The following is a 22,915-nucleotide window of genomic DNA, read 5'->3' as shown; positions in this document are numbered from 1 at the left end:
TGACTTGCGTGAGTCTTGCGCAGGATACTCACAGGCTTGCCAACAGAAACTGTGGACAACGTTGCTGCATCGCTGCGTGGAGAGAAAACGTGCGCGAGTGACGCGAAGTGGACGCATCGAGCGCAATCTGAATCGCGTCAATGACTTGGGTCGGTCTTGCCCAGGTTACCCACAACCTTGTCACCAGAATGTGTGGACAAGTCAGTGCGTGCAATCGGCTGCATCGGGCAAGACACTTGCTGCGAAAGTCGTCAAATGCGCTAACGCTGGAGGTCTCATGCGTGTTCGTCCTTTAACGATCGCGATGCTTGTCGTGCCGCTGGCCGCGTGCGCGGCGTCATCCACGACGCCCGAAGAAGCGAACTTCGGCCCGTCGCCGACACTGCCCGCGCCCGACAAGTCATTTATACCCACCGTCCACGTCGCGCCCGTCAGGCAACGCGCGGCCGGCTCGCATCCGACCGCGCCGGCCGGTTTCGCGGTCACGTCATTCGCGTTGAACCTCCAGCATCCGCGCTGGCTCTACACGCTGCCGAACGGCGACGTGCTGGTCGCCGAAACCAACACGCCGCAACCGCACGACGAAGGCAGCGGCGTGGTCGGCTGGATCACGAAGCAGTTTCAGAAGCGCGCGGGCGCGGGCGTGCCGAGCCCCGACCGCATCGTGCTGCTGCGCGATGCCGATGGCGACGGCATCGCCGAAAGGCGCAGCGTGTTGATCGAGCATCTGCATTCGCCGTTCGGCATGGCGCTAATCGGCAATCAACTCTATATCGCCGATACCGACGCGCTGCTGCCCTTCGATTACGTGACGGGCGAAATGCGCATCGCATCGCAAGGCGTCAAGGTTGCCGATCTGCCCGCAGGTCCGATCAATCATCACTGGACGAAGAACATCATCGCGAGCCGCGATGGCAAGAAGCTCTACATCGCGGTCGGATCGAACAGCAATGCAGGGGAGAACGGTGTCGAAGCGGAAGCAGACCGCGCCCGCATTCTCGAATTCGATATCGCGAGCGGCGCGATGCGGCCTTACGCAACGGGTTTGCGCAATCCGAACGGCATGGCGTGGCAACCGCAATCGGGCGTGCTATGGACGGCTGTGAACGAACGCGACGAACTCGGCAACAATCTCGTGCCCGACTACATGACATCGGTGCGGGACGGCGCGTTCTATGGTTTTCCGTTCAGCTACTACGGACAGCACGTCGATACGCGCGTGAAGCCGCAAGACCCGGACATGGTCGCGCGTGCCGTCGCGCCGGACTACGCGCTCGGCAATCACACGGCTTCGCTCGGATTGATGTTCTACGACGGCAAGCTGTTTCCCAACCGGTATCGCGGCGGCGCGTTCATCGGCCAGCACGGCTCGTGGAACAGGAAACCCTATGCGGGCTACAAGGTGATCTTCGTGCCGTTCGACGACGGCAAGCCGTCGGGCGGACCGGAAGATTTTCTGACGGGATTCCTGACGCCGGACGGGTACGCGCTTGGGCGGCCCGTCGGCGTCACGCAGGATGCGCGAGGCGCGCTGCTGGTCGCCGACGATGTCGGCAACGCGGTGTGGCGTGTCGCGCCCGCAACGGGAACAGCGGGCGCGAAGTAGACATCAACGAGACATCTATGAACTTCAATGCGTCGGACAGATGCGAAGCGCGTCTTACGGACGGCCGTACATCGCATTCCAGTCAGCAGCCGATACGCCCGGACGGCCCGACTGCGACGCGTTAGCGACGCCACCGTAGCTGTTCGCAGCGCCGTTTTGCGCATCGACACGTGCTTGCGCGGCTTGCAGTTCATCGGGGTAGTGCGCTTCCGTGCCGGCGCCCGGACGATAGCCGGCCTTTTCCAGTTGAACCAGTTCGGCGCGAACCTGGGCGCGGGTGATCGGCTGGTTCGATTGAGCGAACGACACCGCGGGGATGGCGAGAACAGCAGCAACGGCAACAGCCTTGATCAGCGACTTCATGATGTACCTCCAACTTTGCTTTTACGTTGCGAACAGCCCTGTTCGCAATCGGTATGGAGGAAGTGTAGGTAAGTAGCCGCTTAAGATTAACCCCATCCAGTGGAAGTGACTTTTCCAGAATTCAAGGGTTTACCCCTAGTCGCCCGTCAGTCGGGCGTCAGCGCCGTTCGAGCTTCAATTTTTTGCCGTAGCCGGTGAGCTCCAGGTAGCCGCGCCCCGCGGGTTGGCCGTCCCGTTTGATGGAGACGGCGCCTTCCCAGTAGAGCGCGCCTGTCGATTCGCGCGAGTCGAGTTCCTGGTCGTCGAGCAAGGGTGTCAGTTGCCAGTGAAGGTCGCCCGTGCGGACGATGGTTGCCACGGGGTAAGTCGTATCCGTGCGCGGCGAGCGCCATTGGCGCGTCGGTGAGAAGTCGACGTCGCCGGGGCCGTATTGCGTGACGTGGCCGTCGGCTGTGCGCAGCGCGGCGTGCGCCCAGACGGCGTGACCGTCGGCGGCGCGCACCTTGAATGCCATCAGCGCGCCGCCATCCGCGAGATTCGCGCCGAGCCAGTCCCAGCCGACGGCATCGGATGCCAGCAGCGTGCTCGACCATTCGTGATCGAGCCATGCGCTGCCGGTGACTGGCGTCGGTGTGGCGGCGCGGCTTGCGCCATCGGCCGATGGACGCGTGACGCTGCCCGTCACGCGTAACTGCGGCTCGCTGTAGTAGTAGCTGGCCTGTTCGGGACGCGGGCCTTTGCGCGAGTAGCCGCCGTCGCCCTGAAGCAGCGGCGCCTGCGTCGGCGTGAAGGTCAGATGCAGCGCGAAGCCGGCGGCGTCGGCGCTCACGACGTAGTGGCCGTCGGGCGCGCGGACCATGCTCCACGACTCGAGCCGCACGTCGGTGTTATCGGGCTTCGCATAGGCGAGACCGAAACCTTGTCGCGCGATCTTCTGGTCGTGCGCGAGCCGGCCGAGCGTCGGATCGCTGAGCGCGGCATGCGCGATGATCAGCTGCGTCGGCGCGAACGCGCTGGGGTCGTTCGCCGGATGGCCCGTTGCCGAACGGAAGAACGTGATCTGAAAGCCGAGCGGCTGATGATCGGGCGTTTCCAGCCAGCCCGTCGCGTACCACCATTCGGTGCGAAACGCGGGATGCGCGCCCATGTCGCGAGGCAATTCGATCGCCTTGCCAGGCAAGACTTGCGCGAACGGCGGATCGGCGGCGAACACGGGCGATGCACGAAGCAGACACGCGAATACGAACGCGAAACTGAACACGAACAGACGAAAGACCGTCATCACCAGTCCTCCCTGACTGCGCGCACGGCATCGACGGATATGGCGCGGCGGCCTGCCGCCACGGCCGTCGTGCACGACGATGCGAGCATCACGAGCGCGAGCACGGACAGCAGCAGCCACGGCACATGCAGCGACATGCTCCAGTGAAACGACTGTGGATTGACGACGAACACGAGGATCAGGCTGATCGCGAAGCCGAGCACGCAGCCCATCGCGATGCCGAGCGCGGTGAGCAGTCCACCTTCCGTCGCGAGCAGCGCGAGTATCTGTCCGCGCGTCACGCCCACATGCCGCAACATGCCGAATTCGCGCGAGCGCGACAGTGTCTGCGCAGAAAACGTCGCCGCGACGCCGAACAGCCCGATCACGATCGCGACAGCTTCGAGCAGATACGTGACGGCAAAGCTGCGATCGAAGATGGTCAATGTGCGCGCGCGGATGTCGCCGGGTTGCGCGAAGTCGAGCGCGCTCGCGAACGGCAACGCGCGCATTGCAACGATAGCCTGCGTGGCGGTTACGCCATGCTCGAGCGTGAGCGCGGCGTCGGTCGCGCCGGCCTCGCCAGTGAGGCGCCTGTAATCGGCGAGACGGATCTGCAACGCGCCCGTCTGCCGCACGTAGTCGCGCCAGATGCCCGCGACGACGAACACCGTGCCGGGCGCGCCGATCGGCAGCGTGAGCCGTTGACCGACATGGTAGCCATACAGATCGACCATGGCTTCCGATGCCCACACAGGCGTCTCGCCCGCATGCAACGCGGACGGCGGCAAGATCGCGCCCGTGATCTGCAGGTTCGCGCCGGGATCGGCGGCATCGATTTCGCGCGCGAGCAAGGCGACGGAAGGCCGCGATGGATCGAGCGTCAGTTGCGACGTGCGCGCGAATGCCGCGCGCCGGATGCCGGGCGTGGCGGCGAGCATCGCCTGTTGCTGCGTGTTTAGCCCGCCGGTGTCGCCGTTCGGCGCGACGTGCACGTAGACATCGGCGGAAAGCAGATGCGCGAGCCAGTCTTCCACCGACACGCGAAAGCTCGACACCATGATCGCCATCGCAACGATCAGCGTGAAGCTGGACAGCACGCCGCCCATTGCGATCGATGCCTGGCCAGGCGCATTCGCAAGCCGCGCGAGTGCCAGCGCGACGACGGGGGTTCTGAGTCGTTGCCGGCGCCCGTTGCCCGCGCTGCTGAGCGCGCGAAACAGCAGCGACGTGACGCGCGGCATCAGCGCAATACCGCCGATCAGCAGCAGCGCGACGGCGAGATAACCGGCGATCGGTACATCGAACATCGGCGGCGCCTGGGTCAGCGCCGCGCCGAGCGCGAGGCTGACGAGCGCGGGCCACGGCGTCGACAGCTTGCCGAGCGCGGCTTCCTCGCCGCCCGCTTTCAGCGCAGGCGCGGGATGCGTGCGTGCCGCTTCGAGCGCGGGCACGAGACTGCCGAGCAGCGCCACGCCAATGCCGAGTACCACGAAAATCGCGCTGGCAACGGGTTCGAAGCCGACTGTCGGCTGCACGCCGGGGAAGTAGCCGCCGCCCAGATCGCTGCCGAAAAAGCGCAGCACGAGCGAGGCGAGCGCGAAGCCGAGCGCGATGCCCGCGATCGAGCCGAACGTGCCGAGCAGGGCGCCTTCGAGCAGGATCTGACGCAGCAACTGTGTTCGGGTGAGTCCGAGCACGCGCAGCATCGCGAACTGCGCACGGCGGCGCACGACGCCGAGCGCCTGGGTCGAGAACACGAGAAACGCACCCGTAAAAAGCGCGACGAGCGCTAGCACGTTCATGTTGATCCGGTATGCGCGCGAGAGCCGGTCGGTACGGCTTTCGACATCGCGTGTCTCGCCCACCACGAAACGGCTGCCGAGCGTGTCCTGCAGCGTGCGTCTGAAACGTTCGCGATCGACACCGCGCTCGAGTTGCACATCGACGCGCGACAGCTTGCCCACACGTCCGAAACGCCATTGCGCGGCGGCGACATCCATCACGGCGATGCGCTGTCCCGGCCGCGCCGCGACGATGCCGCCCGCCACGCGCAGAGGCACATCGGACGTACCGCTGCGCAAGATCACGTTGTCGCCCGCATGCACGCCGAGCCATTGCTGCGCGGCGGGCGAGAGGAAGATGGCGTCGGCGGCGAGGGCATCGAGCGGGGTGTCGGTATTGGTCGCGCCTGTGAGATCGGGCGCGATGCGGCTGGCGCGGAACACGTCGATGCCGAGCACCTTGAGCGGCGCGTTGCGGCCCGGCACGGTGACGTCGAGTTCGAGCACGGGGCTGGCGAGCGAGACACCGGGTTGCGTCGCGAGTCGCGGATAGGCGCTTTCATCGAAGGTGGGTTGGGCGCCGCGCACCTGCAAGTCGGCCTGACCGGAGAGGCTGCGCGCCGCTGCCGAGAACTCATTGAATGCTGCGCTATTGATCAACTGCACCGCGTAGCCGAGCGCGACACCGAGCGCGATGGTCGCAATCGCAATCAGCGCGCGGCCTTTGTGGCTGTGCCATTCGGCGGCGAGCAACCAGCGTGTGAGCGTGCGCAGGCCGTGGCGTGCGTGGTGCGCCTGAGCGCTCAATGTCGTGTCATTCATGCTGCTGGCGCGACGAGTGAGCCGATGCGGCGTGCATCGGATGCAGCTTGCCGCCGCTCAGGACGAGCACACGATCGGCGACAGCGGCGGCGGCTTCCGAATGCGTGACCATGATGGTAGCGGCGCCGTTTGCTTTGGTTTCTTCGCGCAGCAGCATGAGGACTTCATGTGCGGTATCGGGGTCGAGATTGCCGGTTGGTTCGTCGGCGAGGATGAGGGTTGGGCGATGCACGAGTGCGCGCGCGATGGCGACGCGTTGGAGTTCACCGCCGGATAGCTGGCGCGGCAGATCGTTGCCACGACCTTCGAGACCGACGGCGGCGAGCATTTCACTCGCGCGTAGCGTCGAGGTGCCATTGAGCAGCAGCGGCAGCGCGACGTTTTGCGCGAGCGTGAGATGCGGGAGTACGTGGAATGCCTGGAAGACGAAGCCGAGTTTTTCACGCCGCAGGCGGGTGGCGTTGTCGTCGTCGAGCGTCGAGATCGGGGTGCCGTCGATCAGCACTTCACCTGAATCGGCTTTGTCCAGGCCTGCGATCAGGTTCAGTAATGTCGATTTCCCGACGCCCGAGTCACCCATGATCGCGATGAATTCGCCTGCGGCGAGCGTGAAGTTCAATGTGTCGATGACGACACGGGTTGGGGAGTAGGTTTTGCTCAGCGAGCGGCATTCTAAGGCGGGCATTGGGGGTTTTTTGTCTGCGACGCTGGGGTTGGGTTCAGGTTTGAGTTTGTATGGTGGCGCTGGTTCGGTTTGATTTTGGTTTCGCTGGCATCCGCGTGATGTATCTGGTTTGCTAGCGTTGCCCCTGTGCGGGGCGGCACCTACTTTTCTTTGCCGCGGCAAAGAAAAGTAGGCAAAAGAAAGCCGCTGAACACCGCCCGTGCTTGACCACTGCCTGAGGGCCCCCAACGGTTCCTCCGCTTCAAACGGCAACTTGCCTTTCACTGCCCGTTGCCAACGCTCTTATTGAGCGCCTCACCCGCTTCACACTCCCGCGTCGCCACACGCGCGATCAACTCTCCCACGTTCTATAGCGGCAAACTGTGTGTCGGCTTTCGCGGCGTATGCGCTTCACTCCGGACTGAAAACCACGATCGGTGTCGTAGGAGCGCCAGGGTGTGAGGCACTACGACCTACACACAGTTTGCCACCTGGGCGGCCGCAACCAATCGCTGCCGTTCGCTATGCTACGGGTGTTTGAAGTGGGTGAGGCGCTTCGCCGAAGCGTTGGCAACGGGCATTGAATCGCAGAGCGCCGTGTGAAGTGGAGGACTCGTTGGGGGCCCTCAGGCGGTGGTCAAGCACGGGCGGTGTTCAGCGGCTTTCTTTTGCCTACTTTTCTTTGCCGCGGCAAAGAAAAGTAGGTGCCGCCCCGCACAGGGGCAACGCTTGAAGCAAGAAGGCATAACGCGGATGCCAGCGCAAAGCTTAAACAAACCACCCCAACGTCAGAAAACAAGCCAAAGCAAATGCCGCCCCGCACAGGGGCAACGCCTGAAGCAGGCAAACCATCACGCGGATGCCAGCGAAACCAAAAGCAAACCAAACCAGCGTCGCAAGACAGAAAAAAAACCTCAAAACGTCAGATCATGCAATTTCTTCATCCCATCCAGTAACCATTGAAAAATCGACTGCTCCGACTGAGCCGCCGGCACCGGCGTTCCGAGCTTACCAAGCGTATCCTGCCTGCGCGACAGCATCTGGCACATCAACGTCGCGACATCGGGCTTATCCTTCAGCAGCGGCGTCAAATCTTCCTTCTTCAACTGATAAACAGTCGAAACAGTAAGAGCCGAAATGGTCACCCGCGCGGGCATCCCAGCCAGCAAACCAGCCTCGCCGAGCGCGTCCCCGGGACCGAGTCGCGTCACTTCGACAGGACCAGAAGCATCTTCAGCGACGACAGAAAGCACCCCCGAATCGACGATAGTCAAATGATCAAGCACCTTATCGGGCGTCACCACCGTATCGCCGCGCTCATACATCCGCCGCGTCAGCAGCGGCGCAAGCTGCTTCAACTCATCCGGCGTGAGCGCCGCAAAAATCTCCACCCGCCGCAACAGATTGAAACGCGGATCGACCTCCTGAGCAGCTACCGTCGACGGCGCATAACCGACCCCGAGCGGCTGCAAGTCGACACCCGCCGCTTCCAGTTGCCGATAGCACAGATCGTATAGCTCGTTCGTCACGGCAAGCTTCTTGCCCATATCGTCGACATACGCAGTCGCCTCATAGACCACGGACGTCGCGCTCGTGCGCTTCACAATCGCATACGGCGCCGGGTCGGCAAGCACCGCCCGCACACCCGCCAGCGCGCGTTCGAGCGCAGCCACCACGATGCTCGGCCGCGCCGCAGGCGTGATCTCCAGGTAGATGGTGATGCCGTGCAGCGTCGGCGGCCGGCTGTGGTTCGCGATCTTCGCCTTCGCCGCGACGGCGTTCGGCACGATCACGATATTGCCCTGCGATGTCAGCAGATGTGTCGCGCGCCAGTTCATCTCCAGCACCTTGCCCTCGACGCCGTCGATGATCACCCAGTTGCCGATGTGGTACGGCTCCGTCGTGTTGATCACGATGCCGGCGAATACGTCGCTGAGCGTGCTCTGGATCGCAAGGCCCAGCACGATCGCGAGCGCACCCGAGGTGGCGACGAGCCCGCGTACCGGCAATTCGAGCACGAAGGCCAGCGCGGCAACGACGGCGGCGAGAAAGACGACCGCGCCGAACACGTCCTGGAAGAGCCGCTGACGGCGCCAGGTCTGCGGCAGCAGCAGCGTGTCGAGCGCGAGACTCAGCAGCCGCGCGCCCATCAGCCACCAGATGACTTCGAGCACCTGGCCCAGCACATGGAGCGGTTTCGAGTCCGCGTAAGGCGCTTGCGAGAACGGAGTGAGACCGGTGGTGAACAGCAGCGCGCTGAAAGCGGCGTAAATGCACAGGCGCAGCAGCAGGCGCGCCACTTCGTTTTTGGGTACGGCGCAACGCCAGATCACGACATCGAATGCGACGAGCGCAAAGCCGAAAATCAGCGGATTGTCCACGCACACTCCATAGCGGGGTTGAACAGTCAACAAGACGGGCAGGCCGGTTGCCACGAACAGTTGCGACAGTAGCACGGCCACGCGCAACGCGAGATCGTGTCCGTTCGTCCGTCGCGGTCGGCACTGCACGAAGTTCGAGCAGAGACTATTTACGACATTTTGTCTCGCAGTGCAGCAGAGGCTCCCTGAACCGCGTGCGTCCATCGCTGCGCGTGGCAACGAACGATGGACGCACGCGAGCATCACTTCACATTGAACGGGTAATCGCCATGCGTGCGATGGCCGTCCGATGCCACGGCGACCCAATGCACCGTGTATTTCCCAGCCGCGAGCGCGGGCAACGCGACGGTGGCGATGTCGGGATGCTGTGCATCGACGGTCGATTTCGCGGTGTTCACCTGCTTGCCCGCGGCATCCGTGACGGTCAGCGAACTGAACGCGGGTTCGAGCGGGCCATCGAACGCGATGGTTACCTTCGCGGGCGCTTCGACCGTCGTGCCCGCGCCCGGCTCCTGCTTCTGCGGAAATACGTGGGCCAAAGCCGCCAGTGGCGTCAGCGCGAACGACAGCGCGAGCGCTGCAATGAGTCGTGTCCTGTTCATGATGATGTCCTCGTTACTGGAAAAGCGGCTTGCCGATCGTCGTGGGCGCGATGTCGTCGAAGAACAGATGCGCCTGCACCAGCACGCCGACGTGCGAGCCGCTCGCGTGATTTACGGGGATCTGTGCCTCGATGCCGAACTGGCCGTAGCGATTGATCCAGATGAGGCCCGGGTTGACCGTGCCGGTGGTTTGCCCCTGGCTGCGCGACAACGGAATTTCGACGATGGGAATCAGGTTCGCGAGCGGCTGCGGCAAGCCGACGTCGTGCACGTGCTGCTGCAGATAGGGCAGGCTGTATTGCACCGTCACGCCGTAGTTGAATGCGTTCGGCTGGCCCGCGCCCGTCGTGAAGGCAGGACCGGCTTCACCTGTGATCGCGATGGGCCGCAGGTACGCGAGCGAATCGGGCAGATCGCCGAAGCCTTTGCCCGCGAAGATAGTTGGCGAAATCGTCGAGAAGCTTTCGCCGATCGCATGGCTGCCCGTGCCGCCCAGGTCCGCATCGACGCCGATCGACGTCATGAACTCGTGCGCTTCGTTCACGTACAGCAGATATTTGAGCCCGACGCTGAAGTTGTCGAAACCATGCGCGGTCGGATTGTTTTGCCCGACGTACGCACCGCCTATCGATACCGCGAGGCGCGGCGTGATCAGCTTGTCGTACTCGAAGCTGAAGGTGTTGACGCTCTGGTCGCCGTCGTCGCCGCGCACGCGCTGATGGCCATATTCCAGATTGAGTTCGTCGCTGACGCCGGGGTCGTCGACGGCCATCGTTGCGGGGAACACGCGGTCGCCGGCAATGGCGTGCGCGTGTGAGATCGAAGGAAAGAGCAGGGCTGCGACGAGGCAGCCGGCGAGCGGCAGCGCGCCGCGCGTGGTGTGTCGGTGGTTCATGAGGTCATCCTGAGTGATTGCGCGCGCGGTCCGGCTGCGCGTGACAAGGCAGCGACGCGGCAGGACGGCATGCGCGAATACGGCAACGCTGCATCAGCGTTGCCGGTAGGCGGTTCGACTCAGAGATGAACGGGTGGCGCGCGTGGCTGCGCGGTTTCGAAGGGCGTGACGAGCGCAACGCTTTCGAAGCGCACGGCGACGCGCTGCGCGATGACGGCAACCGTCAGCGCAAAGGTGGACGGCGACGCGGGCAGCACGGGAACATGCGCGAGCAGGCTGCAATAGCCGCACGCGTGCCAGTGCGAGGCGAGCGTGTGGGTGTTGCCGGGATCGTCTTCCTGCGTGTCGGCGGGGCTGGCAGTCTGCGAGGAGCAGAGCGCGGCGGCGGGATCGTAGGCGCCGCGGCTCGCCGCAATGGCTTGCGAAATGGTGGGCGCGAGCGTCGCCATCAGGATTGCGAGCAATCCGAGGATGCAGCCAATCTTCCGATGGAACCGGCTCGACATGGTGGAAACGTGTGCGGGATGCTGCGCGGATTATGACATTGCTGCGTCGTAGGGTGGACGGCGGCGAGCGGCCGTGCGTGAAAATCGTCGCGATGCTGTCGATTCGCTGTCGCCCCGATCGTCGTGTGTATAGAACCGGGCAGGGGCGCGTTTTATGCCCGGCAGCTGACGATTCTGCACAGGAGAGCGGCAATGAACTACGTGGATGGATTCGTGGTGGCAGTGAAGGCGGACAATCGCGAGATTTATCGCAAGCATGCGCAGACTGCGGCGGGCGTGTTCAAGGAGTACGGCGCGCTGAACGTGGTCGAGTGCTGGGGCGACGACGTGCCCGAAGGCAAGCTCACATCGTTTCCGATGGCCGTGAAGCGCGAGCCGGATGAAGTGGTGGTGTTCTCGTGGGTCGTGTGGCCTTCGCGCGCGGTGCGCGACGAAGGCATGGCCAAGGTGATGGCCGATCCGCGCCTTCAACCCGACGTGATGCCGATGCCCTTCGACGGCAAGCGGCTGATCTACGGTGGCTTCGAGGTGATCGTCGATGTGTGACGGCGCGCGTGAAGCACTAAAGCGCTAAAGCGCTTCCGTGAACATGGGCGTCGTGCCGTCGCTGCTTTCGTAGTACTCCGCCGACGCCTGCGCATGTTGTGCGCCCTGTCCGAGCCGGATGATCGTAAAGCCGTGCATGTAGATCTTGTCCGCTTCTTTCAGCAACACGTTCTGCAGCGCGGGCGGATTGACGATGCGCGGATCGGGCGCGTTCTCCGGGCCGTCGGCGACGATCACCGGCACCGCTCCGTGGCCGATGCAGCGTCCCCGGTCCAACCCGAGATACGGCTGGTAGATGCTCAGGTTGTGCTCGTGGCCCCAGAACCATGCGGCAATCGGCTGCTTCGCGGCCTGCGCGAAACGCTGGAAGCTCGGCAGCAGCTTCGGGTTGTGCGCGATCAGCTTGCCGCCCGTCTGCAGCGGCCCGATCTGCGACAGCGCGGAAAACAGCTGATGGTGCGACATCAGGATCGTCTTGCCGCTGAATTCGGCAATGCGATCGACGATCCATTGCTCTTCGTCCGGTTCGAGAAACGTGAGGACTTCCGTGCCGTCGAACGGGTTGTAGTCGTGCAGCCCCGTATCCATCGCGATGAACTGCCAGTCGTCGTTGCGCAGGCAGAAGAAGCTGGCGGGCTGAAGGCGCGCGTGATCGTTGAGTGTGTCGATCAGCCCGTAGTAGCCGGCGCCGCCCGAATACATGTCGTGATTGCCCGCGAGCGTGTAGACGGGCACGTCCTTCGTGCTGCGAGAGAGCACGCTGTCGACGATAGTGCGGAAGTTCGCATCGCATTCCTGCGGCGTGCCCGAATAGTAAATGTCGCCGAGATGAATCACGACGTCGGGGTTTTGCTGCGCAACCTGCCTGAGCAGATCGACGGCGACGTCGGTGCCCGTGCCCCAGTCGGCGATCAGCGCGACCGTGGCGCCCGCCTTGAGCGGCACCGTGACGGGACCGATTGCGTTCGGACGCCGGTAGGGAATCGCTGCGCGCTTGCCGTCCGGGCCGAAGTACTGCATGTAGCTCTCGATGACCTTCACCCACGCGGGGTCGCAGACGTTGTAGCGCAGGTCGTTCTCGATCGTGGTCGCGGTAGCCGTGTCGCCGCGGGCGCGTGCTTCCATCAGCGCGAAGCCCATCTTCGCGCAGGTCCACGCGTCCTGCGCGACCTCGCCCGGCGCGACGTCGGGCACCGTCGTCTGCCCTTGGGATTTCATCGATGCAAGCGTCGCTGCGGCATTGACGAGGGCGTTGTCGATGCCCGGACGCGTGACGAGACCCGCGGAAGGCGCCGTCTCGCGCACGACCTGATCGACGGCTGACTGAAACAGCGAAACGAATTGATCGCGGAAACTCGCGGGATCGGCGGCCATGGCGCTCTCCGGTGTCTGATGGTGTCTGATAGGGAAGTGCGGTTTGCATGATGCGGCTTGTCGGATCGGATGCGAAAGCCGCGGGTCTTTTATTCGGTAACACCAAGACGATTGGCCCGGCACAATTTGTATGAAGGACAATACGCGATTCGAAACGGACGGGTGTTTTTGCCCCACGCATGGCCGCTATTCAAGCTTTTCGCGCCGCTGCCGATAACGTGAATGGCCGTCCCTCATGCAAGCCATAACAACGATGCGTTTGACCAGAACCGAGTCCGTACTTTTAGCCGTTGCCGTATTCGCAGTCGCCAGCTTCAGCGGCTGGTTGCAGGGCGAGATGAAGCACGCCGCGCGTGAGCGCAACCGGCATGACATTGGCACGATCGTCGAAGCTGCCTGCGCGAACCTGAACGCCGCCGAGCTCGAATCGAGCGACAACGGCCAGCTGCAATGCGGCACGATCGCGCACGAAGTGGCGCGCGTAGCGCCCGCGGCGCCCGACGCCCTGGCGGCAGCCGCAACGGGTGCCGCTTCGATGGTGCCCAATCCTTAAGCTCTGCTCTTAAGCTCCGCTTTTAGCCCGAGCGAACTGCCGGTAAAGTACGCGTGGGTTTGTCGCGCAGCCAGCGCAGTAGCGGCTTCCATCGACAATACCTCATGCGCTGATATACTGAATACATTCACAGTCCGCGTGACGATGAATGCAGCAGACAGACGCGGAAACGGGCGCGGCGCGGTGTGCCGCTCGAACCAACCTACGGTGTCTACTCGCACCGACCGGATCAGAGGCGATGCATGTCGTCAGAACTTGACAGCCAGCCAGCGGCCACGCCGTTCACCCTGTCATTGCAACCCATCGGCATGAGCGCGAGCTTGCGCGACCGCGCCTACGCAATGCTGCGCCAGGCCATCGCGGATGCCGACATCTATGCGTCGCGCGACGAGATCCGTCTTGACGACCGCGCGCTGAGCGAATCGCTCGGCGTGAGCCGCACGCCGGTGCGCGAGGCGATGACGCTGCTCGAGCAGGAAGGCTTCGTGCGCACCATTCCGCGCCGCGGCATCTACATCGTGCGCAAAAGCAAGCGCGAGATCGTCGAGATGGTGCAGATGTGGGCCGCGCTGGAAAGCATGGCCGCGCGTCTGGCAACGCTGCATGCCACCGACGAAGAAATCGCGCGGCTGCGCCATATGTTCGACCAGTTCCGCGATTCGACGCCGGCCGAACATATCGCCGAGTATTCGGATGCGAACATCGCGTTCCATCAGGCGATTGTCGAGCTGTCGAAGTCGCAGATCATTCTCGACACGATCAAGAACATCTTCATCCACGTACGCGCCATTCGACGCATGACGATTTCGCAGAGCGACCGTGCGTCGCGATCGATCGTCGATCATCTGCGCATCATCGAAGCGCTGGAGAAGCGCGATACCGAACTGGCCGAGCGTCTGGTGCGCCAGCACTCGCTCGATCTCGCGACTTTCATCGAAGCGAATTGCGATTTTCTCGATTGACCTTCAATTGAGCGTCGTCGTTTCACGCTGATCTATCGCGGACATCCATTGCCGGATGTCCGCATCTTCCCTCATTGCCAACTGGCGAGCTTCTCTGCGCGCCCCGCGCCATCGCGTCTATAAACGATCGCGAATGTAATCGATAACTTTCTTTAATTATTCGCAATCCGGTGCGCGCTTTTACGATGGGTTCGCCCGGATGCCGTTTGCTTTAAGGGTTAACGCTTGCAGATGCGCTTTTACAGGCACTGCATTGGGGAAACTCCGCAGACCGCATGAATAAAAATGTAAAGACTGAAACCTGTTTGAATGGTTAACTACGCAGGGTCTGTCGAAGGTCCCCAAACGCCGGGTAGAAAAACATAGCAAGGCGGATGTAGCTGCACTGTCATGAATGGCGCGGCGCATCGACATATTAGAAAGTGTAGATAGCGGAGACGATGCTCATGAATGGAAACACCCGACAGGCGACGGGGAGTGGTTTGCTCTCAAACCGTTGGTGTCAACTGGTGATCGGCATGCTCTGCATGGCACTGGTCGCCAATCTTCAATACGCATGGACGCTCTTCGTCGCGCCGATGAATGCGCGGCACCACTGGGGCGAAGCCTCCATCCAGCTTGCGTTCTCGATCTTCATCGTCACGGAGACGTGGCTCGTGCCCGTCGAAGGGTGGCTCGTCGACCGCTTCGGTCCGCGGCCTGTGGTGGCAGTGGGCGCACTCTGCGCGGGCCTCGCGTGGATGATCTTCTCGCATGCAACGACTTTGCCTGAGCTGTACGCGGGCTCCGTGATCGCCGGCATCGGCGCGGGCGGCGTGTACGGCACGTGCGTCGGCAATGCACTGAAGTGGTTTCCGGACAAGCGCGGTCTCGCGGCGGGTCTCACCGCTGCCGGCTTCGGCGCGGGCGCGGCCGTCACGGTGATTCCGATCGCGAACATGATCACGGCTCAAGGCTACGAACACACGTTCCTGTTCTTCGGCATCCTGCAAGGCGTCGCGATCTTCGTGCTGGCTCTGCTGCTGCACAAGCCGGTGACACGTTCGACGGCAGGCGTGAAGCGCAAGTTCGCAGTCAGCAAGGTCGACTACACGCCGGGCCAGATGATCAAGACGCCGGTGTTCTGGGTGATCTATGCGTGCTTCGTCGCGGTAGCGGCGGGCGGGCTGATGGCGACCGCGCAAATCGGTCCGATCGCGAAAGACTGGGGCCTCGCCAAATTGCCGATGACGATGTTCGGCATGACGCTGCCGCTGCTGACAATGACGCTGTCCATCGACAACATCTGCAATGGCTTCACGCGTCCGCTGTGCGGCTTCATCTCCGACAAGATCGGCCGCGAGAACACGATGTTCGCGATCTTCATCGGTGAAGGGCTCGCGTTGCTCGGGATGATGCAGTACGGCCAGAATCCGTATGCGTTCATGACGTTCGCGGCGCTGATCTTCCTGTTCTGGGGCGAGATCTTCTCGATCTTCCCGGCCATTTGCGCGGATACGTTCGGCAGCAAGTTCGCGGCGTCGAATGCGGGCACGCTCTATACGGCCAAGGGCACGGCTGCGTTGCTGGTGCCGCTCGCGTCGGTGCTGTCGGGAGCAGGCGGGTGGAGTCTGGTGTTCATCGTGTCGGCTGTCATCACGATTACGGCAGGTGTGTCGGCGAAATTCGTACTCGCACCGATGCGTGCGCGCCTGATCGAATCGGGGACGTCCGCGTCTTCATCGTCGGCCAATGCGTCGCGGTTGAGCGCAAGTTCCGGCGAGTGATTCACGGCGCCGTTGCGGCGCTGTGCGTTGATGTGTAGTTGAAAGCGGTGCGTTGCCTTGATGGGGGGCGGCGCGCCGCTTTGTTTTTTTGTGCGCGCGAATCAGCAGTCCAAAAAAGCAGCCCAAAAAAAATCTCCCGCGCCGTGAGGCGCGGGAGATTTTGTCTTCGGCTCGCAGTCTTTCAGGCGCCAGCGAGAGCCGGCACGCCGTCATCCGCGAAGTACTGCGAAAGCGAAAAGCCCGAACGGTTCGAACGATGCGCATCGCTCGGCGCGTCGACGCGCGTCGGCAGCACTTCAGGCGTATGCGCGCGCTTCTTCGCGAGAATCGCGTCGCCCAGGAAATCCGCGCTATACGCGTTGAGCAGATGCGGCTGGTGCGTCTCGAGATAGGCGACGACACGCGCATGCTCGCCATCGATCGTCGCAAGCGACGTCAGCATCTGCGCGTCCCAGCGGAAGCGCAAACCGAGGTCGGCGAATGCGCTGTTGAACGCGCACAGTTGCGCGTCGATTGAGCGCTCGTAGTGAGTCCCGTGTTGATCGTGTGCGGTGCGCATCCTCTCCTCCAGTTCGTCGATTGCGTGAAGACAGAATAGGCGCGTCGATAGATTCACGATAGTTAAAGTTTTCTTTGAAAACTATTCACGATTAATTATGAAAAGACTGCTGCAAACCTAGGGTGCAGGAGAACTGGTGGCGATAAGATATGTGATATACAGTATTGCGCATATGCAGAGCGGTACCGCAGACATGCAGAAAGGCCGAACGAAGGCGTCTCACCTGGCGCCTTCGTCAAACGGGCCACCACCGTTTTCGACAACGAGGAGACACGTCGACCATGTCCACCGACACGCAAGAGAATGTCCGCACGGTCCCGTTGAGCCTGAACCTTTCGCCGATCAACGCGACGGCGTCGTTGCGCGATCAGGCGTACGCGCGGCTCAAGCAGGCGATCGCGAACACCGACATCTATCACTCGCGTGAAGAAGTGCGTCTGGATGAAAAGGAGTTGACCGAAGCGCTCGGCGTGAGCCGCACGCCGGTGCGCGAGGCGATGACCTTGCTCGAGCAGGAAGGCTTTCTGCGCACGGTGCCGCGCCGCGGCGTCTATATCCTGCGCAAGACGAAGAAAGAGATCGTCGAGATGATCTGCATGTGGGCCGCGCTCGAAAGCGTGGCGGCGCGCCTTGCCACGCAGCGTGCTTCAAACGAAGACATAGCGGGCCTGCGCGCGATGTTCGACGATTTCCATTCAGCCACGCCGACCGATCACATCGAGGAGTACTCCGAGGTGAACATCGCGTTTCACCAGGCGCTCGTCGAGCTATCCGGCTCGCAGATCATTCTCGACACGATCAAGAACATCTTCATGCATGTGCGCGCAATACGGCGCATGACGATCGCGCAGAGCGACCGCGCGTCACGTTCGATCGAAGACCACATGCGCATCATCGAAGCACTCGAAGCGCGCGATACCGAACGTGTCGAGACGCTGGTGCGCCAGCACTCGCTCGATCTCGCGCTGTATGTCGAAGCACATTGCGATTTTCTGGACTGAGGGCCGTCGGCACCCATCCGCGACGACCCCAGGACTATCCCGAACGGGCGCTTGATGCAACGCACGATTCACCCGCCCAAAGCCTTCAGACACAAAGCGCTAGCCAACTTTTGCAGTGCAGCAGTACCGAGTCGAACCTGAAGCACCTGCAAAAATCCGTTGACTAATATTGTGTTTGGAATATTGTATATCACGAGACGCCACACAACACCCGGCCAAGGAGGAGACGTCATGGCAGATGTACTTGAGATCAGACCGCAAGAATCCGCAGAAGAGAACGCACAACAAACGACGGACGGTTTCCACCTCGTCATCGATGCACTCAAAGCGAACGATATCGACACGATTTTTGGTCTGGTCGGCATTCCTATCACCGACCTCGCGCGCCTCGCGCAAGCCGAAGGAATGCGCTTTATCGGTTTCCGTCACGAGCAGCACGCAGGTCATGCAGCGGCGATTGCCGGCTACATGACGCAAAAGCCCGGCATCTGTATGACGGTGTCCGCACCGGGCTTCCTGAACGGCCTCACGGCCCTCGCCAACGCAACGACGAACTGCTTCCCGATGATCCTGATCAGCGGATCGAGCGAACGTGAAATCGTCGACCTGCAGCAAGGCGACTACGAAGAAATGGATCAGCTGAACGCAGCGAAGCCGTACGCGAAGGCTGCGTATCGCGTGCTGCACGCAGAGGACATCGGCATCGGCCTCGCACGTGCGATCCGCGCTGCCGTGTCGGGTCGTCCGGGCGGTGTGTATCTGGATCTGCCTGCGAAGCTGTTGTCGCAAACCATCGATGCTGCGAAAGCGAAGCAATCGCTGGTTCGCGTGATCGACGCAGCGCCGCGCCAGCTGCCCGCACCCGATTCCGTCAAGCGCGCGATCGATCTGCTGAAGACCGCCAAGCGTCCTTTGGTGCTGCTCGGCAAGGGCGCGTCGTATTCGCAGGCCGACAAGGAAATCCGCGCGTTCATCGAGAAGACAGGCATTCCGTATCTGCCGATGTCGATGGCCAAGGGTCTGTTGCCCGATACGCACGAGCAGTCGGCATCCGCTGCGCGCTCGTTCGTGCTGGCCGAGTCCGACGTCGTCGTGCTGGTCGGCGCGCGTCTGAACTGGCTGCTGTCGCACGGCAAGGGCAAGACGTGGGGCAAGCCGAAGCAGTTCGTGCAGATCGATATTTCGGCGCAGGAAATGGATAGCAACGTCGCGATCGCGGCGCCGCTCGTGGGCGATATCGGTTCGTGCGTGGCATCGCTGCTCGATCAGGTTGGTGACGACTTCCCGCAACCGCCGAAGGAGTGGATCGACGCGGTCACCGAGAAGAAGAACACCAACCTGCAGAAGATGGCCGCGACGCTCGCGAAGAATCCGTCGCCGATGAACTTCCACAGCGCGCTGCGCGTGCTGCGCGACATCGTCAAGGAGAATCCGGACATCAACGTCGTGAACGAAGGCGCGAATACGCTGGACTATGCCCGCGCCATCATCGACATGTATCAGCCGCGCAAGCGTTTCGATTCGGGCACGTGGGGCGTGATGGGCATCGGCATGGGCTTCGCAATCGGCGCAGCCGTGACGAGCGGCAAGCAGGTGCTGGCGATCGAAGGCGATAGCGCGTTCGGCTTCAGCGGCATGGAACTCGAAACGATCTGCCGATACGACCTGCCTGTGTGCACGGTCATCTTCAACAACAACGGCGTGTATCGCGGCACCGACGTGAACCCGACGGGCGGCAAGGACGTGGCGCCGACGGTGTTCGTGAAGGACGCGCGCTACGACAAGATGATCGAGGCATTCGGCGGCATCGGCTACAACGTGACGACGCCGGAAGAACTGGAAAAAGCGGTGAAGGAAGCGATCGCATCGGGCAAGCCGACGCTTATCAACGCTGTGATCGACGAAGCGGCCGGGACCGAAAGCGGACGCTTGACGAATCTGAACCCGCAAAGCGCGGCAATGAAAAAGTGACATCAGCCAACCACGGAGATACGAAAGTGAGCAAACCACTCGAAGGCGTCAAGATCATCGACTTCACGCACGTCCAGGCAGGCCCGGCGTGCACCCAGTTGCTTGCCTGGTTCGGCGCGGATGTGATCAAGGTCGAGCGCCCCGGCTCGGGCGACGTGACGCGTAACCAGTTGCGCGACATTCCTGAAGCTGACGCGCTGTACTTCACGATGCTCAACAGCAACAAGCGTTCGCTGACACTCGACACGAAGACGCAAGACGGCAAGGAAGTGCTCGAAAAGCTGATCCAGGAATCGGACGTGCTGGTCGAGAACTTCGCGCCGGGCGCGCTGGACCGCATGGGCTTCACGTGGGAGCGCATCAACGAACTGAACCCGAAGATGATCGTCGCATCCGTGAAGGGCTTCAGCGACGGCCACCACTACGACGACCTGAAGGTCTACGAAAACGTCGCGCAGTGCGCAGGCGGCGCGGCATCGACGACGGGCTTCTGGGACGGCCCGCCGACGGTCAGCGCAGCCGCACTCGGCGACAGCAACACGGGCATGCACCTGGCGATCGGCATTCTCACGGCGCTGATCGGCCGCGACAAGACGGGCAAGGGCCAGAAGGTGGCGGTGTCGATGCAGGACAGCGTGATCAACCTGTGCCGCGTGAAGCTGCGCGACCAGCAGCGTCTGGACCGCGTCGGCTACCTGGAAGAGTATCCGCAGTATCCGCACGGCGAATTCAGCGATGTCGTGCCGCGCGGCGGCAATGCGGGCGGCGGCGGCCAGCCGGGCTGGGTGTTGAAGTGCAAGGGCTGGGAGACGGACCCGAACGCGTACATCTACTTCACGATTCAGGGTCACGCCTGGGAACCGATCTGCCGCGCCATCGGCAAGGAAGAGTGGATCGACGATCCGAACTACAAGACGGCGCAGGCACGTCAGCCGCACATCTTCGATATCTTCAACACGATCGAAGGATGGCTCGCCAACAAGACGAAGTTCGAAGCGGTCGATATCCTGCGCAAGTTCGACATTCCGTGCTCGCCTGTTCTGTCGATGAAGGAAATCGCGAACGACGAATCGCTGCGTGCGAGCGGCACGATCGTCGAAGTGGATCACAAGGCGCGCGGCAAGTACCTGACGGTCGGCAGCCCGATCAAGTTCTCGGACATGAAGCCGGAAATCACGGGTTCGCCGCTGCTCGGTGAGCACACGGAGGAAGTGCTTGCAGACCTCGGCTACAGCTTCGAGCAGATCGCGAACCTGCGGGAATCGAAAGTGGTGTAATCGTCAGAGGCGTATCAACGAGGTCTCGTTCTCAAGGAGGGGCGAGACCCCACGAACAGCGCCCGCGTGGCGCTGTTTCTACTTACGGCAGCTAGCCCCATAACACACGAGCCCTATATGCAAGCAGCCATCGATTTTGAACAGCTGGTGAACGCGATCGGCGATGCCGTTGTGATCTCCGACAAGCACGGCGCGATCACATTCTGGAACGCTGCAGCCGAGCGGATTTTCGGTTTTACGCAGGAAGACGCGCTTGGGCAGTCGCTCGATCTGATCATTCCTGAGCGCTTGCGCGGGCGCCACTGGGAAGGCTATGAAAAGACCATGGCGACGGGACAGACGCGCTATGGCAATGATCTGTTGCGCGTGCCGTCTGTACATAAGGATGGCCGCGCGCTGTCGATCGCTTTTACCGTTGCATTGTTGTATTCACCCGAGCGTGAGTTGACGGGCATCGTTGCAGTGATCCGCGATGAGACCGCGCGCTTTCAGGAAGACCGCAATCTGCGCAAGCGCATCGCGGAGCTTGAGGCCAGATAGTTCGCTTCGCTCTCGCTTTGCTTTGTTCTCGCGCAGTCAATATCAACGTCTGTCGCCGTTAAGGCGATCTGTTACGGAGAACATCGATGCGTGTGGAAATGTTTGGTGCTTATCAGCTTGAACTCTCTGCGAGGCAGTTTATTAATCACGGTGGGTGGGCTGCTTTTGCTTCCGTTCGGAAGCTTGATGATGGGGCTGATGTGCCTATCAGCGTCTTGCCGTTTCAGCACGTTGCTGAGCAGGTTGTGTTTGCTACTGAGGCAGCGGCTATTGATGCTGCTCGGGGGGCGGTTGTTGAGATGATTGCTATGCAGTAGGTTTTTTTTGTTTTGCGACGCTTGGGTTTGTGTTTTCGCTGGCATCCGCGTGATGTATCTGGTTTGCTAGCGTTGCCCCTGTGCGGGGCGGCACCTACTTTTCTTTGCCGCGGCAAAGAAAAGTAGGCAAAAGAAAGCCGCTAACACCGCCAACTCTTCTTCCTGTCCACGGGCCCCCGGCGGCCCCATTCTTCAAGCGGCAACGCAATACTCATCGCTCGTTGCCAACGCGCTTATTAAGCGCTTCACCCACTTCAATCTCCCACGTAACCGCTAGCGACAGCCATCCGTTTGCGCCGCCCAGGTGGCAAACGGTGTGTAGGTCGTCGCGCCACACAAGTCGGCGCTCCTGCAGAAACACCTCCCTCGCTATTTGAGTCGGGTTGTTATTTCGTATCGTGGGTGTTGTCGCCGATGAATGAAATGAGGGGAAAAGACCAATGGGAGTCGAGTGCAACCGGTTTGCTTTTTGTCCGGGGTATTGAATGTGCGCCGCGAGGGCCTACACACAGTTTGCCGCTATTGGGCGGTGGATTTTCCATATTGTGGGCTGTGACGCCGGGGCGTGAAACGGGGTAGGCGAGTGGCAAGTGCGTTGGCAACACGCGATGAGAAGAATGTTGCCGCGTACGGGACGGGGCCGTTGGGGGCCCGTGGGTAGACGTCAAGGATTGGCGGTGTTAGCGGCTTTCTTTTGCCTACTTTTCTTTGCCGCGGCAAAGAAAAGTAGGTGCCGCCCCGCACAGGGGCAACACCTGCGCCGCGTAGGCGCCACGCGGATGCCAGCGAAAAACGCCAGCAAAAAGGGGAGCAAAAGCCACCGCCAGCAAGAACAGAAACGACGCCGTAGGCAATCAACAACCCAGCGTCAGCAACCAATTTCACCCTGGGGTTTATCCCCGCCAAAAAAGACCTGAAAAAGCTTGCCCTAACAGCAAGCTCTAAATACGATATATCACATATCAGGCGTGTTCGAAGCCGGAAGAAAAGGCCGAGCGAACAGCGGCGGCACACTCAACGATGATGGGAGACGTAGCATGGGCAAAGCACTCGACGGTGTGCGCATTCTCGATTTCACGCACGTGCAATCGGGGCCGACCTGCACGCAGCTGCTGGCGTGGTTCGGCGCGGACGTGATCAAGGTGGAGCGCGCAGGCGCAGGCGA

At 62.0% G+C, this 22,915-nt stretch carries 21 protein-coding genes; 11 read left to right on the top strand and 10 right to left on the bottom strand.

The genetic code is table 11. The features are described from left to right. Positions 1–277 precede the first annotated feature (277 nt). Positions 278–1,606, top strand: a complete 1,329-nt coding sequence (locus G3O01_RS16175) for a sorbosone dehydrogenase family protein (RefSeq protein ID WP_205806148.1) — start codon at positions 278–280, stop codon at positions 1,604–1,606. A gap of 54 nt (positions 1,607–1,660) precedes the next feature. Here G3O01_RS16175 and G3O01_RS16170 read toward each other — a convergent pair whose 3' ends face one another. The 8 genes from G3O01_RS16170 to G3O01_RS16135 form a co-directional block, all read right to left on the bottom strand. Further along, positions 1,661–1,969 (bottom strand): DUF4148 domain-containing protein, encoded by a 309-nt coding sequence (locus tag G3O01_RS16170; RefSeq protein ID WP_205806147.1) that lies wholly within the window; start codon positions 1,967–1,969, stop codon positions 1,661–1,663. A 157-nt stretch (positions 1,970–2,126) separates the two neighbouring features. Further along, positions 2,127–3,251: a carotenoid 1,2-hydratase gene (locus G3O01_RS16165; RefSeq protein WP_205806146.1), complete on the bottom strand. Its 1,125-nt coding sequence runs from the start codon at positions 3,249–3,251 to the stop codon at positions 2,127–2,129. Further along, a complete protein-coding gene (locus G3O01_RS16160) occupies positions 3,251–5,836 on the bottom strand; it encodes an FtsX-like permease family protein (RefSeq protein WP_241024014.1) in 2,586 nt (861 codons plus the stop codon). The genes G3O01_RS16165 and G3O01_RS16160 overlap by 1 nt, the downstream gene beginning before the upstream one ends. Further along, positions 5,829–6,521 carry an ABC transporter ATP-binding protein gene (locus G3O01_RS16155; protein WP_205806412.1) on the bottom strand — a complete coding sequence of 231 codons (693 nt, stop codon included), beginning with the start codon at positions 6,519–6,521 and terminating at the stop codon, positions 5,829–5,831. Before G3O01_RS16155 ends, G3O01_RS16160 begins: the two co-directional genes overlap by 8 nt. Before the next feature lie 893 nt (positions 6,522–7,414). Further along, positions 7,415–8,881 (bottom strand): mechanosensitive ion channel family protein, encoded by a 1,467-nt coding sequence (locus G3O01_RS16150; RefSeq protein WP_205806145.1) that lies wholly within the window; start codon positions 8,879–8,881, stop codon positions 7,415–7,417. Between the two features lie 242 nt (positions 8,882–9,123). Further along, complete coding sequence (locus G3O01_RS16145) at positions 9,124–9,483, bottom strand: copper resistance protein CopC (RefSeq protein ID WP_205806144.1); 360 nt, start codon at positions 9,481–9,483, stop codon at positions 9,124–9,126. A gap of 13 nt (positions 9,484–9,496) precedes the next feature. Next, positions 9,497–10,378, bottom strand: coding sequence for a hypothetical protein (locus G3O01_RS16140; protein ID WP_205806143.1), 882 nt, complete (start codon positions 10,376–10,378; stop codon positions 9,497–9,499). 119 nt (positions 10,379–10,497) lie between these two features. Then, positions 10,498–10,884 carry a DUF2946 domain-containing protein gene (locus tag G3O01_RS16135; protein WP_205806142.1) on the bottom strand — a complete coding sequence of 129 codons (387 nt, stop codon included), beginning with the start codon at positions 10,882–10,884 and terminating at the stop codon, positions 10,498–10,500. A 192-nt stretch (positions 10,885–11,076) separates the two neighbouring features. Between G3O01_RS16135 and G3O01_RS16130 the strand changes: the two genes are divergently transcribed. Next, complete coding sequence (locus G3O01_RS16130; RefSeq protein ID WP_205806141.1) at positions 11,077–11,430, top strand: DUF1428 domain-containing protein; 354 nt, start codon at positions 11,077–11,079, stop codon at positions 11,428–11,430. 24 nt (positions 11,431–11,454) lie between these two features. Here G3O01_RS16130 and G3O01_RS16125 read toward each other — a convergent pair whose 3' ends face one another. Beyond that, the gene (locus tag G3O01_RS16125; RefSeq protein ID WP_205806140.1) at positions 11,455–12,804 is read right to left on the bottom strand and encodes a metallophosphoesterase; all 1,350 of its coding nucleotides are present in this window, start codon (positions 12,802–12,804) and stop codon (positions 11,455–11,457) included. 235 nt (positions 12,805–13,039) lie between these two features. On the opposite strand from G3O01_RS16125, the gene G3O01_RS16120 reads away from it, so the two are divergent. The 3 genes from G3O01_RS16120 to oxlT all read left to right on the top strand — a co-directional run bounded on the left by G3O01_RS16120 (position 13,040) and on the right by oxlT (position 16,085). Next, positions 13,040–13,357, top strand: a complete 318-nt coding sequence (locus tag G3O01_RS16120) for a hypothetical protein (protein ID WP_241024013.1) — start codon at positions 13,040–13,042, stop codon at positions 13,355–13,357. Between the two features lie 242 nt (positions 13,358–13,599). After that, positions 13,600–14,319, top strand: coding sequence for a GntR family transcriptional regulator (locus G3O01_RS16115; protein ID WP_205806139.1), 720 nt, complete (start codon positions 13,600–13,602; stop codon positions 14,317–14,319). Between the two features lie 446 nt (positions 14,320–14,765). Next, entirely contained in the window at positions 14,766–16,085 is a 1,320-nt protein-coding gene (oxlT, locus tag G3O01_RS16110; RefSeq protein ID WP_205806138.1) for an oxalate/formate MFS antiporter, read from the top strand. A 181-nt stretch (positions 16,086–16,266) separates the two neighbouring features. Here oxlT and G3O01_RS16105 read toward each other — a convergent pair whose 3' ends face one another. Further along, positions 16,267–16,644: a hypothetical protein gene (locus tag G3O01_RS16105; RefSeq protein ID WP_205806137.1), complete on the bottom strand. Its 378-nt coding sequence runs from the start codon at positions 16,642–16,644 to the stop codon at positions 16,267–16,269. Between the two features lie 281 nt (positions 16,645–16,925). On the opposite strand from G3O01_RS16105, the gene G3O01_RS16100 reads away from it, so the two are divergent. The 6 genes from G3O01_RS16100 to G3O01_RS16075 all read left to right on the top strand — a co-directional run. Beyond that, on the top strand, positions 16,926–17,645 hold the full coding sequence (locus G3O01_RS16100; protein ID WP_205806136.1) for a GntR family transcriptional regulator: 720 nt from the start codon (positions 16,926–16,928) through the stop codon (positions 17,643–17,645). Between the two features lie 231 nt (positions 17,646–17,876). After that, the gene (gene oxc / locus G3O01_RS16095) at positions 17,877–19,616 is read left to right on the top strand and encodes an oxalyl-CoA decarboxylase (protein ID WP_205806135.1); all 1,740 of its coding nucleotides are present in this window, start codon (positions 17,877–17,879) and stop codon (positions 19,614–19,616) included. Positions 19,617–19,642: 26 nt separating this feature from the next. Continuing rightward, positions 19,643–20,893: a formyl-CoA transferase gene (gene frc / locus G3O01_RS16090; RefSeq protein ID WP_205806134.1), complete on the top strand. Its 1,251-nt coding sequence runs from the start codon at positions 19,643–19,645 to the stop codon at positions 20,891–20,893. A 117-nt stretch (positions 20,894–21,010) separates the two neighbouring features. Beyond that, complete coding sequence (locus tag G3O01_RS16085) at positions 21,011–21,433, top strand: PAS domain-containing protein (RefSeq protein WP_205806133.1); 423 nt, start codon at positions 21,011–21,013, stop codon at positions 21,431–21,433. A gap of 86 nt (positions 21,434–21,519) precedes the next feature. Beyond that, positions 21,520–21,750, top strand: a complete 231-nt coding sequence (locus tag G3O01_RS16080; protein ID WP_205806132.1) for a hypothetical protein — start codon at positions 21,520–21,522, stop codon at positions 21,748–21,750. A 1,037-nt stretch (positions 21,751–22,787) separates the two neighbouring features. After that, a partial coding sequence (locus G3O01_RS16075) for a CoA transferase (RefSeq protein ID WP_205806409.1) occupies positions 22,788–22,915 on the top strand: 128 nt, incomplete at its 3' end.

Origin of the sequence: Burkholderia sp. Ac-20365 (genome assembly GCF_017104715.1) — a bacterium.
Taxonomy (GTDB): Bacteria; Pseudomonadota; Gammaproteobacteria; order Burkholderiales; family Burkholderiaceae; genus Paraburkholderia.
The sequence above is the reverse complement of the archived record's forward strand: the minus strand, read 5'-3'. Positions and strand labels throughout refer to the sequence as shown.

Coding starts and splice junctions, on each gene's coding strand:
- G3O01_RS16155 (WP_205806412.1), bottom strand. CDS start 6,521: ATGCCCGCCTTAGAATGCCGCTCGCTGAGCAAAACCTACTCCCCAACC.
- G3O01_RS16100 (WP_205806136.1), top strand. CDS start 16,926: ATGTCCACCGACACGCAAGAGAATGTCCGCACGGTCCCGTTGAGCCTG.
- G3O01_RS16135 (WP_205806142.1), bottom strand. CDS start 10,884: ATGTCGAGCCGGTTCCATCGGAAGATTGGCTGCATCCTCGGATTGCTC.
- G3O01_RS16080 (WP_205806132.1), top strand. CDS start 21,520: ATGCGTGTGGAAATGTTTGGTGCTTATCAGCTTGAACTCTCTGCGAGG.
- oxc (WP_205806135.1), top strand. CDS start 17,877: ATGGCAGATGTACTTGAGATCAGACCGCAAGAATCCGCAGAAGAGAAC.
- G3O01_RS16130 (WP_205806141.1), top strand. CDS start 11,077: ATGAACTACGTGGATGGATTCGTGGTGGCAGTGAAGGCGGACAATCGC.
- G3O01_RS16120 (WP_241024013.1), top strand. CDS start 13,040: ATGCAAGCCATAACAACGATGCGTTTGACCAGAACCGAGTCCGTACTT.
- G3O01_RS16160 (WP_241024014.1), bottom strand. CDS start 5,836: ATGAATGACACGACATTGAGCGCTCAGGCGCACCACGCACGCCACGGC.
- oxlT (WP_205806138.1), top strand. CDS start 14,766: ATGAATGGAAACACCCGACAGGCGACGGGGAGTGGTTTGCTCTCAAAC.
- G3O01_RS16170 (WP_205806147.1), bottom strand. CDS start 1,969: ATGAAGTCGCTGATCAAGGCTGTTGCCGTTGCTGCTGTTCTCGCCATC.
- G3O01_RS16140 (WP_205806143.1), bottom strand. CDS start 10,378: ATGAACCACCGACACACCACGCGCGGCGCGCTGCCGCTCGCCGGCTGC.
- G3O01_RS16085 (WP_205806133.1), top strand. CDS start 21,011: ATGCAAGCAGCCATCGATTTTGAACAGCTGGTGAACGCGATCGGCGAT.
- G3O01_RS16105 (WP_205806137.1), bottom strand. CDS start 16,644: ATGCGCACCGCACACGATCAACACGGGACTCACTACGAGCGCTCAATC.
- G3O01_RS16115 (WP_205806139.1), top strand. CDS start 13,600: ATGTCGTCAGAACTTGACAGCCAGCCAGCGGCCACGCCGTTCACCCTG.
- G3O01_RS16165 (WP_205806146.1), bottom strand. CDS start 3,251: ATGACGGTCTTTCGTCTGTTCGTGTTCAGTTTCGCGTTCGTATTCGCG.
- G3O01_RS16145 (WP_205806144.1), bottom strand. CDS start 9,483: ATGAACAGGACACGACTCATTGCAGCGCTCGCGCTGTCGTTCGCGCTG.
- G3O01_RS16175 (WP_205806148.1), top strand. CDS start 278: ATGCGTGTTCGTCCTTTAACGATCGCGATGCTTGTCGTGCCGCTGGCC.
- G3O01_RS16125 (WP_205806140.1), bottom strand. CDS start 12,804: ATGGCCGCCGATCCCGCGAGTTTCCGCGATCAATTCGTTTCGCTGTTT.